The following is a 15,643-nucleotide window of genomic DNA, read 5'->3' as shown; positions in this document are numbered from 1 at the left end:
CGAATCCGCATCCACGGGAGATCCGTCATGGTTCGCATCCTTCAACTGCTTTTATTGGCGGCCCTGTTTGCTCCAGGGCTGAGTGCCCAGGCCCAAACGGCCGGGGAATCCCTCCGGTCCCTGGAGGATTGGGTCGCCCAGGCCCAGGCGCACAACCCCGAACTCAAGGCAAGCGAGGCGCGCTGGGAGGCCTTCGTGAATCGCGCGCACCAGGTGGGAACCTTCGAGGATCCCATGCTGATGTTCAAGATTCAGAACGCGCTGATCCGCGATCCCCTGGCTTTTGATCGCGACAGCATGACCGCCAAGGTCATCGGGGTCAGCCAGATGGTACCTTTTTTCGGTAAGCGTGAACTCGCGCGCCGCTCCGCCAATCTGGAAGCCCAAGCCGGGCGCTGGACCTATGAGGAGCGCAAGATCGAACTGGAACGCATGGTGCGCGAAAGCTGGTATCAGCTTTACGCCGTTGATCGGTCCGTGGAGATCGTCGAACGCAATATTTTGCTCCTCGACGATCTGGTGACCCTGGCGGAAACCCTCTACGGCGTCGGTAGCGCCTTGCAGCAGGATGTGCTGCGTGCCCAGTTGGAGCGCTCCAAAATGGAGGACATGCGCATTTCCCTGCGTCAGCAGCGCCGCAGCCTGGAAGCGCGGCTCAATACCCTGGCCTTTCGCCCGCCCAGCCAACCAGTTCCCATCATCCCCGAAAGCGCCTTGACCGGCGTCATCCTGAACGCAGAGGATCTTGAACAATTGGCGCAGGAGCATCGCCCGCTTCTGCGCGGTCTTCAGGTGCAATTGGACAAGTCCCGGGTGACGCGCAACCTGGCCCGGCGCGAATACTATCCCGATTTCACCCTGTCCCTCGAATACATGCAGCGCGAGGCGGCCATGGGCGATGAGGGTTATGACATGTACAGCGCCGGGGTGAGCTTCAACCTGCCGGTGCAGCGGCAGCGGCGCCAGGCCATGGTGGCCGAGGCCGAATCGGAAGGGCGCATGGCGCTTCAGGAAATCGAGATGCTGCGCAACGACATTCGCCTGGGCATCGCCGATGGCCTGGCACGCATTGAGCGCAACCGGAAGCTGGCCGCGCTCTATCAGGACGGGATCATTCCCCAGGCCGAAGTCACCCTGGATGCGGCCCTGGCTGCCTACCGCGTGGGACAATATGAATTCATGAACGTGCTGGAAAGCCAGATGGCCCTGTTCAACTATCAGCGCGAATATCACGAGGCCATTGCCGAGCACGAGATGGTGCTGGTGCAGTTGGAGGGCCTGGTGGGCACGCGGCTGCGCTGAGTAGGATCGCCATCCGTTCGGCAAGGGGGTAGGGGCGCACCGATGTGCGTCCGGACGGACGCAGTCCGCCCCAATAGGCAAATGGAATTGGCTCGTTACGTCACACACAAAGCAACGGGGAATCAGGCATGAAATCGTCGGGTATGGCAAAAAAGCTTTTGGTGGTGGTGACTATTGCACTGGCCCTGGTGGCGGGCTATTACGCCGGGACCCATCGCCATGCGGGGCATGGACCCGAGGTGGCGGGGGAAGCGACTGCGCCCGGCGAGAAGACGCAGTATACCTGCGGCATGCATCCCTTCATCATTCAGGACGAGCCGGGCCTGTGCCCCATCTGCGGCATGCGGCTGACGCCCATGCGCGCCGGCGAGGCCAAGGCGGCACCCGCCGAACGACGGGTCAAGCATTGGGTGTCACCCATGGATCCGACCTACGTTCGGGATGCGCCGGGACAGGATTACATGGGCCATGACCTGGTGCCGGTTTACGAGGAAGGCACGGTGCCCGGACAGGTCCTCATCGACCCGGTGACGGTACAGAACATGGGGGTGCGCACCGCGCCCGTGGAACGGCGCGACCTCCACCGCTCCATTCGTACCGTGGGCGTGGTGGAATACGAGGAGCCGCGCCAGTTTGCCGTCACCAGCAAGATCGACGGCTGGATCGAGCGCCTCTACGTCAATGAGACCGGGCAATTCGTCAAAAAGGGCCAGGCACTTCTCGATATCTACAGCCCCGAGCTGGTCGCCGCGCAGCAGGAATACCTGCTGGCCCTGCGCAATCGCGACCGCCTGGCGCAAAGTCCTTTTCCCGAGATCGTCGCGGGCGGCGAGCGACTGCTCGAAGCGGCGCGCACACGCCTCAAGTACTGGGATATCAGCACCCGCCAGATCGCCGAACTGGAAAAAAGCGGCGAGCCGCGCAAGACCCTGACCCTCTACAGCCCCTATGCCGGGGTGGTCACCATGAAAGGGATGGTGGAAGGCATGCGGGTCATGGCCGGTGCCGACCTCTTGCAGATCTCCGACCTGAGTCGGGTTTGGGTGCATGCCGACATTTTCGAGTTCGAACTGCCCTGGGTGCGCCCCGGTCTGAGCGCCACCGTCGAGTTGCCCTTCGCGACGGGGCCGGATCGGGTCGGCAAGATCACCTACCTCTATCCTTATGTCATCGGCGAGACCCGCACCACCCAGGCGCGCATCGAATTCGACAACCCCGGCCTCGAGTTGCGTCCCGGCATGTTCACCAATGTGAGCATCGCCGCCCAGCCCGTCACCGATGCCCTCGCGGTGCCCAATCACGCCATCTTGCGCTCGGGTAAGCGCGAGACGGTCTTCGTCGCCCTAGGCGAGGGGCGGTTCGAGCCGCGCCGGGTGACCACCGGCGTCATGGACAACGAGGGCTATGTGCAGATTCTCTCCGGCCTGCGCCTCGGCGAGCAGGTCGTGACCTCGGCCCAGTTCATGCTCGACTCGGAAAGCAAACTCCAGGAAGCCATTCAGAAGATGCTCGCCCCGGAACCGGCCCAAACCGAACCGGAGATGGATTTGGAGGACCTGTTCTGATGTTCCATGCCAACCTCGGGATTTCATAGCCATGCTCGAAAAAATAATCGAATGGTCATCGCATAACCGCTTCATGGTGGTACTCGCCACGGTGTTTCTCATCGCGGGGGGCATTTATTCCCTGCGCAATATCGCCGTCGATGCCATTCCCGATCTCTCCGATGTCCAGGTCATCGTCTATACCGAATATCCGGGCCAGGCGCCGCAGGTGGTGGAGGATCAGATCACCTATCCCCTGACCACGCGCATGCTCTCGGTTCCCGGGGCCAAGGTGGTGCGCGGCTATTCGTTCTTCGGCTATTCCTTCGTCTACATCATCTTCGAGGACGGCACCGACATCTATTGGGCGCGCTCGCGGGTGCTCGAATATCTCAACTACGTGGCCGGCCAGTTGCCCGACGGCGTGACGCCGGTGCTGGGGCCTGACGCGACAGGGGTCGGCTGGGTCTATTCCTACGCCCTGACCAGCGACCGCCATAACCTTCAGGAACTGCGCTCCATTCAGGACTGGTACCTGCGCTATGAATTGACCGCCCTGGAGGGCGTGTCGGAAGTCGCCAGCCTGGGTGGCTTCGTCAAGCAGTATCAGGTGGTGGTCGATCCCAACAAACTGATGGCCTACAACTTGCCCGTCACCGAGTTGATGATGGCCATCCAGCGCTCGAATCTGGACGTGGGCGGCGGCGCGGTGGAGATGTCCGAAACCGAGTTCATGGTGCGCAGTCGCGGCTATATCCAGTCGGTGGAGGATCTGGAAAACGTGGTGGTCATGGCCACGCCCCAGGGCACGCCGATTCTGGTGCGCGATCTGGCTGACGTGCGCATCGGGCCGGAAATGCGCCGCGGCGTGGCGGAGCTCGACGGGCAGGGCGAGGTGGCGGGCGGCATTATCGTCATGCGCTACGGCGAAAATGCCCGCACGGTCATCGAGCGCGTCGAGAAGCGCCTGGAGGAACTCAAGACCGGCCTGCCGGAAGGGGTGGAGATCGTCACCACCTACGACCGCTCGGGGCTTATCGATCGTTCGGTGAACAACCTTAAGCACAAGCTGCTCGAGGAAACCATCGTCGTCGCCCTGGTGATCATTCTGTTTCTCTTTCACCTGCCGAGCGCGGCGGTGGTCATCCTGGCGCTGCCGGTGGCCATTCTCATGGCCTTCATCATCATGCACGCCCAGGGGCTCAACGCCAACATCATGAGCCTTGGCGGCATCGCCATCGCCATCGGCACCATGGTCGATTCGGCCATCATCATGGTCGAGAACGCCCACAAGCACCTGGAGCGCAATCCAAAAAAGCCGCGCTCGGAGGTGATCGTCGAGGCGGCCAAGGAGGTCGGGCCGACCATCTTTTTCGCCCTGCTGGTGATTACCGTCTCCTTCGCTCCGGTTTTTACCCTTCAGGAGCAGGCCGGCCGGATGTTCAAGCCCCTGGCCTTCACCAAGACCTACGCCATGGCGGCCGCGGCCTTTCTCTCCATCACCCTGGTGCCGGTGCTGATGCTCTGGTTCATTCGCGGGCGCATCCGCCACGAGAATGAAAACCCCCTCAACCGCGCCCTGATCCGCATCTATCATCCGGCCGTCGATCTGGTGCTGCACTGGCGCAAGACCACCTTGGTGGTGGCGCTGCTGCTGGTGGTGTCCATCGCCTATCCCATCTCCAAGATGGGCACCGAATTCATGCCGCCGCTCTACGAGGGTGATCTGCTCTACATGCCCACCACCCTGCCGGGCCTGTCGGTGACCAAGGCGCGCGAGCTGCTGCAGCAGACCGACAAGATCATTGCCTCCTTTCCCGAGGTGGAGCGGGTGTTCGGCAAGATCGGCCGCGCCGAGACGGCCACGGACCCGGCGCCGATGATGATGATCGAAACCACCATCCTGCTCAAGCCCGAGGATCAGTGGCGCACCATCCACCGCGACCGCTTCTACACCCACTGGCCGGGGTGGAGCGAACTGTTCAAAAAGCCCCTGCGCCTGGTCTGGCCGGAAGAGGGCCCCATCTCCGTCGATCAGCTCATCGACGAACTCAACAGCGCGGTGCATTTCCCCGGCCTGACCAATGCCTGGACCATGCCCATCCGCACGCGTATCGACATGCTCTCCACGGGGATTCGCACCCCGGTGGGCATCAAGATCATGGGCGATGATCTGGCGGTTCTGGCGCGTCTCGGCGAGCAGATCGAAAGCACGGTGCGGGTGTTGCCCGGCACCCTGAGCGCCATCGCCGAGCGCACCGTGGGCGGATATTACCTGGACATCGACATCGACCGGCTGGCGGCAGCGCGCTACGGCATCAACGTCGGCGACATTCAGGATGTGATTCAAACCGTCATCGGCGGCATGAAAGTCGCCGAGACCGTCGAGGGCCTGGAGCGCTACTCCATCAACGTGCGCTACGACCGCGATTTCCGCGGCGACATCGAATCCCTGCGCCGGGTGCTGGTGCCGGCGCCAGGCGGGCGGCACATCCCCCTCGGCCAGTTGACCAGTATCAACGTGATCAATGCGCCCGACAGCATCAAGAGCGAAAACGCGCGGCGCACCGCCTGGGTCTACGTGGATATTCGCGGCATCGACGTCGGCACCTACGTGGAAAACGCGCGGGCCGCCGTGGCGGAAAAGATCCAGCTGCCGCCGGGCTACAGCATCGTCTGGAGCGGTCAGTACGAGTACATCGAGGCCACCCGCGAGCGCCTGATGGTGATCATCCCCTTGACGGTACTGATCATCTTCGTCCTCATCTACCTGAGCACCCGCTCGGTGGTCAAAACCGGGATCGTCTTTCTGGCGGTGCCCTTTTCCCTGGTCGGCGCCTTCTGGCTGCTGTGGGGCCTGGATTACAACCTGTCCATCGGCGTATGGGTGGGCTTGATCGCCCTGGCCGGCCTGGATGCCGAAACCGGAGTGGTGATGCTGCTCTATCTCGACCTGGCGCACAAGAAGTGGACGGAAGAGGGGCGCATGCGAACGCGCGGCGATCTCATGCAGGCCGTGCATTACGGCGCGGTGCAACGTATCCGGCCCAAGCTCATGACGGTCATCACGATTATCGCAGGTTTGTTGCCCATCATGTGGAGCACCGGCGCGGGCTCCGACGTCATGAAGCGCATCGCCGCGCCCATGGTCGGCGGCGCGGTGACGTCCCTGGTTCTTGAGTTGTTGGTCTATCCGGTGATTTTTTTCATGTGGCGCGCCCGCACCCTGGAGAAAACCCTTGAACCGACTTCGGAGGTGGATATCGACAAATCATGATAGAATTGGTCATGGATCCTGTTCAAAACTGCGGAAAACTTCGCATCATCATTCAAAAAGGAGCTCTGTTCATGAAATCACGTTTGAGCCTGTTGTTTGCCGCCCTGCTGGTTTTTTCCCTGCCCCTCGGCGCCGGTGCCATGAGTCATTCCAAGCATGAGGGACACGGCACGCACAAGACCGAGAAAACCGAGAAAAAATCCAAGCATCAGCATCACGAGGAAGCCGACGCGAAAAAGACCAGCGCCGCCGAAGCCCATGCCCACATGGCCGCCCATGGTGATATGTTCGATCTGGGTAGCGGCTCGGATAAAGGAGTCAAGGCCAGCGCCCACCTCGATGACGTCGCTGAGGAAATGGCCAAGGCGGGCATGCCGCATACCCATCATCTCATGGTTCTGTTCCTGGATGAAAAAAGCGGGGAGCCCATCGAGGAAGGCACCGTGGCCGTGAAGATCCGCAACCCGGCGGGTGAGGAAAGCGCGCCTCTGCGTCTGGTCGGAATGGATGGCCATTTCGGCGCCGACCTGACCATCGACCAGAAGGGGGTCTATGTGTTCACCGTCGGTACCAGCCTGATCGACGGCGTGAAACGGCAGTACGAGTTCAAGTACGAGAACGAATAGACCGGTTCAGGCAAAATGAAAAAAGGGGCGGCCTCCTTCGGGAAAGCCGCCCCCTTTTTGTTGACGGAATGAATCAGGCAAGCCTCAGGGATTGCCGCCGCCCAGGGTTTCGGCGGAGATCAGGCCTTCCTCGCGCAGGGGAAAAGTGCGGCCCAGCACACCCAGGCCGCCGACCTTGACCGCGCCGTCGAGCAGATACTTGAGTTCGTCGCCGCGTTGCAGGCTGGTGATCAGTTGCAGCATTTTCAGGTAGGAGCCGGCGATACGCAGGGACACGTTGGCACTTTCGCCCGCACCGACCTTGACGGCCGCGAGGCTCTTGCCCGAGGACACGCGGATGCCGTTGAGGGAGAGGGCGTAATCGACCTCCTCGATGGTGAGACCCACGCGGTTGGGATTGAACAGGCTCAACTCCGCCAGCATGTTGACGTGGCTCAGGGTGAGTTCCTGCACTTGCAGACCGACGAGGCTGACCTGCGGCGGTTCCGGGCGCATTGAGGCACATCCGGCGAACAGCACGAGAGTGAGAACCAGCAGGATACGCGGAAATACTGACATGGGTTTGGGCTCCAGAGGCTAGGTGATTGGCGCCAGTTTAACAGCAAAATCACCGGAGGGGCAAAGCCGCAATGTGAAAAGATTGTGCAAAGGGGCGTATACAATTGTCAAAATTGCTGGTGGCTGTGTATCATTTCCCCATGTTGCTGAATTTCATGCCAAACCGGGCAGGCGCACTTTGGGCGTCTCTTTTTTTTCTGCTGGTGGCGGGTTGTGCTTCGCCCCGCTCGCATCTTGCCACCGCCGATCGCGTCGCCGCGGATATCCTTGCCGACAAACAGCAGGAAGCCTTGGGCCGCACCGAACCCTTCAGGGTGGTGCCGGCCGAGGAAAGCTTGCGCCGCCGCCTGTTGCAGGATCAGCAGCTGCCCACCTCCCATCCCGCCTCGGCCGGCCGCTCGGGACTTGCTCCCATTGCCCACTGGCCGGACAGCGGCTACGGGGATCCCCCCTCGACGGCGTCCGACGCGCATCTTGAGGTCACGGAGGAGGTCCTGCAGCTTTCCCTGCTCGATGCCTTGCAAGTGGCCGCCGCCAACAGCCGCGAGTATCAGACGACGAAAGAGCGGGTGTTTCGCGCCGCCCTGGCGCTGGATCTGGAGCGCAACACCTTTCGCAATATCCTCTCCGGCGTCGGCGAGAGCCGCATCAGCACCGATCTCGGCGGCGAGCAGACGCGAACCGGCGTCGAGTCGAGCGGCACGGCGGGCCTCCGGCGTGCCTTTCAAAGCGGTGCCGCCCTGACCACCCAGATCGCCCTGGATCTGGTGCGGCTGCTCAATCCCGGTTCGTCCTCGTCCCTGGGCCTTCAGGCCGATGCCTCCGTCAGCATTCCCCTGTGGCGCGGCGCTGGGGCGCACATCGCCGGTGAACCCCTGCTGCTGGCCGAGCGCGAGGTGGTGTACGCCATCTGGGAATTCGAGCGCTTCAAGCACACTTTCGTCGTTACGGTGGCGAGCAATTATCTCGGCGTCCTGAACCAGCTCGATCAGGTGGAGAATGCCGTGGACAACTATCGGCGTCTGGTCGCTTCGACGCGTCGCGCGCGGCGCCTGGCCGATGCCGGGCGCCTGCCGGAAATCCAGGTGGATCAGGCAGTGCAGGATGAACTGCGTGCCCGGGATCGTTGGGTGAGCGCGCGTCAGTCCTATGCGCGTGCCCTGGACAGCTTTCGCATCAACCTGGGTTTGCCGCCCGATGCCCGGGTGGACCTCGACCGCAGTGAACTGCAATCCCTCGCCGCCCTCGCACGGGAGCGCCTGGAGGGCGGAATGACGGTCAAGACGGCCGCGGCCGGCAAGATCCCACCCGCCGATGCCCCCATCGAATTGGCCGAACCCGACATGGGCAACGCCGGGCCCTATGAGCTGCCGGAGGATGAGGCCTTGCGGCTGGCTTTCGCGCACCGCCTGGACCTGCTGCTGACTCAGGAGCGCATTTTCGATGCCCAGCGTGCCTTGGTGGTCGCGGCCGATGCCCTGCGCGGCGAGTTGACCCTGCTGGGGCGTGCGGTTGCCGGCGAGCGGCGGTCCCTGGGCTCGGCCGGTCTTCCCGATGCCCGCCTGCAACCCGACAAGGGGTTCTACTCGGCTCTTCTGAGCATCGACCTGCCCCTGGAGCGCACTGCCGAGCGCAACGCCTTTCGCATCAGCTTCCTCAATCTGGAGCAAAGCATGCGCGATCTGCAGCAGCAGGAGGATCGGGTCAAGAACGAGGTGCGCAACGGTTTGCGTGACCTGGTGCAGTTTCGCGAGAGCCTGCAAATTCAGGCTCAGGCGCTGACCGTCGCGCAGCGGCGGGTGGAGAGCACCAGTCTGTTTCTGCAAGCCGGACGCGCGGAGATCCGCGACCTGCTCGAAGCCCAGGAAGCTCTGGTGGGGGCGCAGAACGCCCTCACCACGGCCCTGGTCAGCTATCGCATCGCCGAACTGGAATTGCAGCGGGACATGGGGGTGCTGCAAGTCGATGAGCGCGGGCTTTGGCAGGAATACCAACCCGGGGAGATTCTCCATGACGGACGTTAAAATACCGACAGGCTCCATCAAACGGCTGCTGAAATGGCTGCTGCCGGGCGTGGCGCTTCTGGCCTTGGTCCTGGCGGGCTTGTACCTGGCCCGTTCCGGCAGCGGCAAGGAGCGCCAACTCCTCGAAAGTGCCGCGACCTTTCGCGCGCAACGCGGCCCCCTGGAGATCACCGTGGCCCAGTCGGGCACCATCCAATCCCTGGATCAGGTGATCCTCAAGAACGAGGTGGAAGGGCGGACCACCATTTTGTTTCTGGTGCGGGAAGGCACGCGGGTCAACAAGGGCGATCTGCTCATCGAACTCGATGCCAGCCGTCTCCAGGATGAACGCGTCGATCAGCAGATCCGCCTGATGAACGCCGAGGCGGCCTTCATCCGAGCCAGGGAAAATCTTGAAGTGGTGCGCAACCAGGCACGGAGCGAAGAGGAAAAGGCCGAACTCGACGCCCGCTTTGCCGTGGAGGATTTGCGCAAGTACCTGGAGGGCGACTACCCCAAGAACCTCAAGGAAGCCGAGGCGCAGATCACCATCCGCCAGGAGGAGTTGCGCCGCGCCCAGGAAAAACTGCAATGGTCGCGGGTCCTCTTCGATGAGAAATACATTTCCCAGACCGAACTCCAGGCCGATGAGCTGGCGGCCCAGCGCGCCCAGCTCGACCTGGACCTGGCCATGACCGAGCTCGATCTGCTGAAGAATTTCAGCCATGGGCGCAAGCTCGACGAACTGCGCAGCCAGGAGCACCAGACCGCCATGGCCCTGGAGCGGGTGCGGCGCAAGGTCGCCGCCGATGTGCTCCAGGCCGAGGTTGAACTGCGCGCCCGCGAATCCGAATTTCAGCGTGAGCAAGGCCGGTTGGAAAAAATCGAGCAGCAGATTGCGCGAACCCGCATCCATGCCCCCAATGACGGTTTGGTGGTGTACGCCACCTCGACCCAGGCCAATTTTCGCGGCAATATCGAGCCCCTCGCCGAGGGTCAGGAGGTGCGGGAGCGGCAGGAACTCATCTATCTGCCTGCGCCCGGTTCGGTCAAGGCGGAAATCAAGATCCATGAGTCCAACCTGGACAAGGCCAGCATCGGCCTGCCGGTGCGGATTACCGTCAATGCCCTGCCGAGCCGGGTTTTTAGCGGCCGGGTGGCCAACATCGCGCCCCTGCCCGATGCGGTGAGCGTGTGGCTCAACCCCGATCTCAAGGTCTACAACACCGACATTCACCTGGAAGGCAATGTCGAGGGCTTGCGCACGGGCATGAGCTGCCGCGCCGAAATCCTGGTGGCGGAATATCCCGATGCCCTCTTCGTGCCGGTGCAGGCGGTGACGCGGGTTGACGGACATCCCACCGTGTTCGTGCGCCAGGGGGGGCAATTCGGCCCGCGCCAGGTGGAGGTCGGCTTGGACAACAACCGCATGGTGCATGTGCTCAAGGGCCTGGAGGTCGGGGATACGGTGCTGCTGAACCCGCCCTTGCAGCATCCGGGCGAACCGGCGGGACGGGGCGGGGCGCGTTCGCCCCTGGCGGCGGGCGGCGGGGGCCGGGGATGAATCCAGGCGCCGCGTCCATCCGCCTGGAGGAGGTGTGGAAGACTTACCGCGTCGGCGGTGAGGATGTTCATGCCCTGGCCGGGGTTTCCATCGCCTTTCCCCAGGGCAGTTTCTGGGCCATCATGGGACCGAGCGGTTCGGGCAAGAGCACCCTGCTCAACCTGCTCGGCTGTCTCGACCGACCGAGCCGGGGCGCCTGTTACATTCAAGACCAGCCGACCGCCGGGGTCGACGACGATGCCCTGAGCGAAATCCGCCTGCGCCATCTCGGCTTCGTCTTTCAGAGTTTCAACCTCATCGCCCAGCTCAGCGTGCGCGAGAATATCGAGCTGCCCCTGTTCTACCTGGGTTGGGATGCCGAGCGCAGCCGCCGTCGTGCCGAGGAACTGGCGGCGCTGGTGGGTCTGGAACAGCGACTCGGGCACCGACCCAGCGAGTTGTCCGGCGGTCAGCAGCAGCGCGTGGCCATCGCCCGTGCCCTGGCCAACGACCCACGCATCATTCTCGCCGACGAACCCACGGGCAATCTCGACACGGCCACGGGCATCCAGATCATGGAACTGCTCGGCGACCTCAACCGGCGCGGCAAGACGGTGATCATGGTCACCCACGAGCCGGAAATCGCCGCCTACGCCCGGCATCGCCTGCACATCCGCGATGGTCGCATCGACCGCATCGAATCCGCGGACGGCTGACCATGCGCGAACTCCGGCTCGTCCGCAATATTCGCCTCGGCATCAAGAACCTGGTGCTCAACGGCCTGCGCAGCCTGCTCACCATGCTCGGCATGGTGTTCGGCGTGGGCAGCGTCATCGCCATGCTCTCGGTGGGCGAGGGGGCGAGCCAGGAAGCTCTGGAGCAGATTCGGCGTCTGGGAAGCGAGAATATTCTGATCTCTTCCGTCAAGCCGGTGGAGGAGGAGGCCAGTCCGCAGGTGCGCATTTTTATGAGCATTTACGGCCTGACCTACGCCGACGAGCAGCGCATCCGCGAGACCTTCAGCGCGGTGCGTAACACCGTGGCGGTGAAAAGCGTGCGCAAGGAAGCGCGCGTCGGCACCCGCGCCATGGAAATCCGTGCCATGGGGGTGACGCCGGGCTGGTTCGATCTGGTGAAACGGCCGCTTCTCGCCGGGCGCGCCCTGACGCCGCAGGATGAAGAGCGGCGGGCCGCCGTGGTCGTGATAACGGAAACCGTGGCGCGGCGACTGCTGCCCATCGAACATCCCCTGGGCAGCTTCATCCAGGTCAGCGGCGAAATATTCGAGGTGGTCGGCATCGTGCAGTCCATGAGCACCCAGGGGGCCGGGATCCAGGCGCCCGACCGTGAGGAGGACATTTATCTGCCTCTTGGTACAGCGCGCGAGCGTTACGGCGATTTGGTGATGCGACGCAGTGCCGGCAGCTTCATGCGCGAACAGGTGGAACTGCATCAGGTGATCGTGCAGGTGGACGATGTCTCTAGGGTGGAAAACACCGCCCGCGCCATCGAGGAGATGCTGGAGCGTTTTCACAAGAAAAAGGATTACCGCATCGACGTGCCCCTGGCCTTGCTGCGCCAGGCGGAAGCGACCAAGCGCACCTTCAATATCGTGCTTGGCTCCATCGCCGGGATCAGCTTGCTGGTGGGGGGCATCGGCATCATGAACATCATGCTCGCCTCGGTCACGGAGCGCACCCGCGAGATCGGCATCCGGCGCGCCATCGGCGCCAAGCGGCGGCAGATCGTCGGCCAGTTCCTCATCGAAACCGTGGTGTTGTCGACGGCGGGCGGGGCCATCGGGATTTGCGTGGGTTTGCTGATACCGCTGCTGATTACCTACTTTGCCGGGCTGACCACCATCGTTACCGCCGGCAGCCTGGTTCTCTCGGTGGTCATCAGCCTCTCGGTGGGGATTGTCTTCGGACTTTATCCGGCGGTGCGCGCCGCACGCCTCGACCCGATCGAAGCGCTGCGGCACGAATAAGGCAATGAAAGAGTGATTCTGTCCGGTCTTGACAAATAGAACCTGTTTGGTAATAATTCAACTATACCAACCTTGTTTTGGGGTGTCCTTATCCCTCCTGGGGGCACCCCTTCTTTTTTGTCTTTTTCCCGCCTTATTTGATCTCCCGCGACAGCCATTCCAGGGCGTTTTCCAGATCGCAGTGGCGCGCCAGTTTAACCAATCCAACCACATCGCCGACGACACCGCAGCGAAAACATTGAAAGCGGCCGTCCTTGATGACCATCTCGGGCTGCGCGTCGTGACAGCTGGGGCAGAAAAAATGCTTGCCCTCGCGTTTTAGCCCTAAATCTTCCGCGACTTTTTCGATGAGATGGCGCCGGCTTACCAATTCGTCCATGTGCTGACGGTCTTCGATTGTCATGCCTGACCTCGGTGGAGGGAATCTGGGTTGGTTCTTATATTTATCAGATGTTTGCCGCGCGGCAAGGGTCGCGAAACACAAAAAACCCGCTAAAGTATTGCGATGAGGAAAGGAGAAAACATGGACAAGACCCTTCTGATCACCGGCGCCAATCGCGGCATCGGCCTGGAACTGGCGCGCCAGTACCTCGCCGCCAACTGGCGGGTGCTGGCCTGCTGTCGCAATCCGGACCAGGCCACGGAACTGCAAGCCCTGGCGCAACGCGGCACCGGCAAACTGGCCATCCATGCCCTGGATGTCGCCCGCGACGAGGACATTGCCCGGTTGGCCAGGGAACTGCGCGAGGAGAAAATCGACATTCTGTTCCAGAATGCCGGCATCGGCGGTCCCCGTGGGCAGGGATTCGCGCCCATCGACAGCGAGGAATGGCTCAAGGCCTTTCGCGTCAACGTGCTGGCGCCCTTTCACCTGACGCTGGCGCTGGTGGACCAGGTGGCGGCCAGTCAGCGGCGCATCGTCGCCATCATGGGAACCCAACTCGGCAGCATCACCGACAACACCTCGGGCGGGCGCTATGTCTATCGCTCCACCAAGGCCGCGGTGCACATGGTGGGGAAAAGCCTCTCCATTGATCTGGCGCCGCGCGGCATTACGACCTTGCTGCTTCATCCCGGGTGGGTACGCACGGCCATGGGCGGCGCCCAGGCGACCATGAGCGTCGAGGACAGCGTGCGCGGCCTGCGCCAGGTGCTGGAGCGGGCCACGCCGGCCGATAGCGGACAACTCATTGCCTACGACGGGCGGATTCTGCCCTGGTAGCACAGAAATTTTCTCATCCATGCAGCAGGCATCGCGGGGCATGGCGGCATCGCTTGCGACAAAAACTCGCCTGCGGCTCAGACATTTGCCGCGGCATTCAACCGCCATGCCCCGCGCCGCTACCTGGTCGGGGGAATACATTCAATTACAGGAGGATCGCATGCAGGAATACCGGCAATTCTTCATCGGCGGAGAATGGGTTGCTCCAAGGCAAGGGGCGATGATCGATGTTATCCACGCCGCCACCGACGAGGTGATGGGGAGGATTCCGGCCGGAGGCGCCGCCGACGTGGATGCTGCGGTGCGGGCCGCCCGGTCGGCCTTGCCCGCTTGGGCGGCGCTGCCTCCCCAACAGCGGCGCGACCATCTCGGCAGGATTCATCAGGGTCTGCTCGCCAGGGCTGGGGAGATCGCCCGCACCATCAGCGCCGAAGTCGGCATGCCCATCAAGCTCTCCGAGCGGATTCAGGCCGGCTTGCCAGCCGCGGTGCTGGAAAGCTATCTGCGCATCCTCGATGACTACGCCTTTGCCGAGGAGGTCGGCAATTCGCTGATTCTCAAGGAACCACGCGGCGTGGTGGGCTGCATCACCCCCTGGAACTATCCCCTCCATCAAATCATCGCCAAGCTGGCACCGGCGCTGGCCGCCGGCTGTACCCTGGTGATCAAGCCCAGCGAACTGGCGCCCCTGTCGGCGTTCATCCTCGCCGAGATCCTACGCGAGGCCGGTTTGCCGGCCGGTGTTTTCAATCTGGTCAGCGGTTATGGTCCCGAGGCGGGCGAGGCCCTGGTGCGCCATCCCGGGGTGCGGATGATTTCCTTTACCGGATCGACCCGGGCGGGACAGCGCATCAGCGAACTGGCCGCGGCGACGGTCAAGCGCGTGACCCTGGAGATGGGCGGCAAGTCGCCCTCATTGATCCTCAATGACGCCGATTTGGCCAAAGCGGTCAAGGCTACAGTGTCATCGTGTTTTCTCAATTCCGGCCAGACCTGCAGCGCCCTGACGCGCATGTTGGTGCCCGAGTCTCTGTATGATGAAGCGGCGAGGATGGCCGTGGAAGTGGCCGGCACCTTTACCCTGGGCGACCCCCTGGTGCCTGAAACACGCCTCGGACCGCTGGTGTCGGCTGCGCAGCGCGAGCGGGTGCGCGGGTTTATCCAACGTGGCGTGGAAGAAGGCGCCGAACTGCTCTGCGGCGGCGCCGAGCCGCCGACGGAGCTGGGACGGGGCTTTTACGTGCGCCCGACGGTATTCGGACGGGTGACGCCTGGGATGAGCATCGCCCGCGAGGAAATCTTCGGCCCGGTGTTGTCCATTCTGCCCTACCGCGACGAGGAACAGGCCATATCCATGGCCAACGACAGCGACTATGGTCTCGCGGCGGCGGTCTGGTCGGCGGATGCCGAGCGTGCTCGGCGCGTGGCGCGGCGCCTGGAAGCGGGGCAGGTGGATGTCAACGGCGGGAGGTTCAATCTTTTGGCACCCTTCGGCGGCTTCAAGCATTCCGGCATCGGCCGTGAATTCGGCCGCTTTGGGCTGGAAGAGTTTCTTGAGATCAAGTCCTTGCAGTTCTGAGG

The 15,643-nt window shown here is 62.9% G+C and carries 12 protein-coding genes; 10 read left to right on the top strand and 2 right to left on the bottom strand.

Annotated features, from left to right (window positions below; all coding sequences use genetic code 11):
* Positions 1–27 precede the first annotated feature (27 nt).
* The 4 genes from QAT43_RS09345 to QAT43_RS09330 all read left to right on the top strand — a co-directional run bounded on the left by QAT43_RS09345 (position 28) and on the right by QAT43_RS09330 (position 6,749).
* Positions 28–1,302, top strand: coding sequence for a TolC family protein (locus tag QAT43_RS09345; RefSeq protein ID WP_305042796.1), 1,275 nt, complete (start codon positions 28–30; stop codon positions 1,300–1,302).
* A 143-nt stretch (positions 1,303–1,445) separates the two neighbouring features.
* A complete protein-coding gene (locus tag QAT43_RS09340; protein WP_305042795.1) occupies positions 1,446–2,867 on the top strand; it encodes an efflux RND transporter periplasmic adaptor subunit in 1,422 nt (473 codons plus the stop codon).
* 31 nt (positions 2,868–2,898) lie between these two features.
* Positions 2,899–6,123, top strand: a complete 3,225-nt coding sequence (locus QAT43_RS09335) for an efflux RND transporter permease subunit (RefSeq protein WP_305042794.1) — start codon at positions 2,899–2,901, stop codon at positions 6,121–6,123.
* Positions 6,124–6,194: 71 nt separating this feature from the next.
* Positions 6,195–6,749: a hypothetical protein gene (locus QAT43_RS09330; RefSeq protein ID WP_305042793.1), complete on the top strand. Its 555-nt coding sequence runs from the start codon at positions 6,195–6,197 to the stop codon at positions 6,747–6,749.
* A gap of 84 nt (positions 6,750–6,833) precedes the next feature.
* Here QAT43_RS09330 and QAT43_RS09325 read toward each other — a convergent pair whose 3' ends face one another.
* Positions 6,834–7,307, bottom strand: a complete 474-nt coding sequence (locus QAT43_RS09325) for an LEA type 2 family protein (RefSeq protein WP_305042792.1) — start codon at positions 7,305–7,307, stop codon at positions 6,834–6,836.
* A gap of 155 nt (positions 7,308–7,462) precedes the next feature.
* Here QAT43_RS09325 and QAT43_RS09320 point away from each other — a divergent pair, with 155 nt between their 5' ends.
* From QAT43_RS09320 to QAT43_RS09305, 4 genes are read left to right on the top strand one after another with little or no spacing between them, the layout of a single operon-like run.
* Positions 7,463–9,331, top strand: a complete 1,869-nt coding sequence (locus QAT43_RS09320) for a TolC family protein (RefSeq protein WP_305042791.1) — start codon at positions 7,463–7,465, stop codon at positions 9,329–9,331.
* On the top strand, positions 9,318–10,874 hold the full coding sequence (locus QAT43_RS09315; protein ID WP_305042790.1) for an efflux RND transporter periplasmic adaptor subunit: 1,557 nt from the start codon (positions 9,318–9,320) through the stop codon (positions 10,872–10,874). Before QAT43_RS09320 ends, QAT43_RS09315 begins: the two co-directional genes overlap by 14 nt.
* Positions 10,871–11,569: an ABC transporter ATP-binding protein gene (locus QAT43_RS09310; protein WP_305042789.1), complete on the top strand. Its 699-nt coding sequence runs from the start codon at positions 10,871–10,873 to the stop codon at positions 11,567–11,569. The genes QAT43_RS09315 and QAT43_RS09310 overlap by 4 nt, the downstream gene beginning before the upstream one ends.
* 2 nt (positions 11,570–11,571) lie before the next feature.
* Positions 11,572–12,840, top strand: coding sequence for an ABC transporter permease (locus tag QAT43_RS09305; RefSeq protein ID WP_305042788.1), 1,269 nt, complete (start codon positions 11,572–11,574; stop codon positions 12,838–12,840).
* 133 nt (positions 12,841–12,973) lie between these two features.
* Here QAT43_RS09305 and QAT43_RS09300 read toward each other — a convergent pair whose 3' ends face one another.
* Positions 12,974–13,243 (bottom strand): CHC2 zinc finger domain-containing protein, encoded by a 270-nt coding sequence (locus tag QAT43_RS09300; RefSeq protein ID WP_305042787.1) that lies wholly within the window; start codon positions 13,241–13,243, stop codon positions 12,974–12,976.
* A gap of 120 nt (positions 13,244–13,363) precedes the next feature.
* Between QAT43_RS09300 and QAT43_RS09295 the strand changes: the two genes are divergently transcribed.
* Positions 13,364–14,062, top strand: a complete 699-nt coding sequence (locus tag QAT43_RS09295) for an SDR family oxidoreductase (RefSeq protein ID WP_305042786.1) — start codon at positions 13,364–13,366, stop codon at positions 14,060–14,062.
* Between the two features lie 160 nt (positions 14,063–14,222).
* Positions 14,223–15,641 carry an aldehyde dehydrogenase family protein gene (locus QAT43_RS09290; protein ID WP_305042785.1) on the top strand — a complete coding sequence of 473 codons (1,419 nt, stop codon included), beginning with the start codon at positions 14,223–14,225 and terminating at the stop codon, positions 15,639–15,641.
* Positions 15,642–15,643: the final 2 nt, after the last annotated feature.

Origin of the sequence: Geoalkalibacter sp. (genome assembly GCF_030604225.1) — a bacterium.
GTDB lineage: Bacteria > Desulfobacterota > Desulfuromonadia > Desulfuromonadales > Geoalkalibacteraceae > Geoalkalibacter.
Note: the sequence above shows the minus strand (reverse complement) of the source record. Positions and strands in the feature narration are given on the sequence as shown.

Bases quoted from the DNA above. Each gene is read 5' to 3' on its own strand.
- QAT43_RS09330 (WP_305042793.1), top strand. From the start codon at position 6,195: ATGAAATCACGTTTGAGCCTGTTGTTTGCCGCCCTGCTGGTTTTTTCC.
- QAT43_RS09335 (WP_305042794.1), top strand. From the start codon at position 2,899: ATGCTCGAAAAAATAATCGAATGGTCATCGCATAACCGCTTCATGGTG.
- QAT43_RS09325 (WP_305042792.1), bottom strand. From the start codon at position 7,307: ATGTCAGTATTTCCGCGTATCCTGCTGGTTCTCACTCTCGTGCTGTTC.
- QAT43_RS09340 (WP_305042795.1), top strand. From the start codon at position 1,446: ATGGCAAAAAAGCTTTTGGTGGTGGTGACTATTGCACTGGCCCTGGTG.
- QAT43_RS09300 (WP_305042787.1), bottom strand. From the start codon at position 13,243: ATGACAATCGAAGACCGTCAGCACATGGACGAATTGGTAAGCCGGCGC.
- QAT43_RS09305 (WP_305042788.1), top strand. From the start codon at position 11,572: ATGCGCGAACTCCGGCTCGTCCGCAATATTCGCCTCGGCATCAAGAAC.
- QAT43_RS09315 (WP_305042790.1), top strand. From the start codon at position 9,318: ATGACGGACGTTAAAATACCGACAGGCTCCATCAAACGGCTGCTGAAA.
- QAT43_RS09310 (WP_305042789.1), top strand. From the start codon at position 10,871: ATGAATCCAGGCGCCGCGTCCATCCGCCTGGAGGAGGTGTGGAAGACT.
- QAT43_RS09290 (WP_305042785.1), top strand. From the start codon at position 14,223: ATGCAGGAATACCGGCAATTCTTCATCGGCGGAGAATGGGTTGCTCCA.
- QAT43_RS09345 (WP_305042796.1), top strand. From the start codon at position 28: ATGGTTCGCATCCTTCAACTGCTTTTATTGGCGGCCCTGTTTGCTCCA.
- QAT43_RS09295 (WP_305042786.1), top strand. From the start codon at position 13,364: ATGGACAAGACCCTTCTGATCACCGGCGCCAATCGCGGCATCGGCCTG.
- QAT43_RS09320 (WP_305042791.1), top strand. From the start codon at position 7,463: ATGCCAAACCGGGCAGGCGCACTTTGGGCGTCTCTTTTTTTTCTGCTG.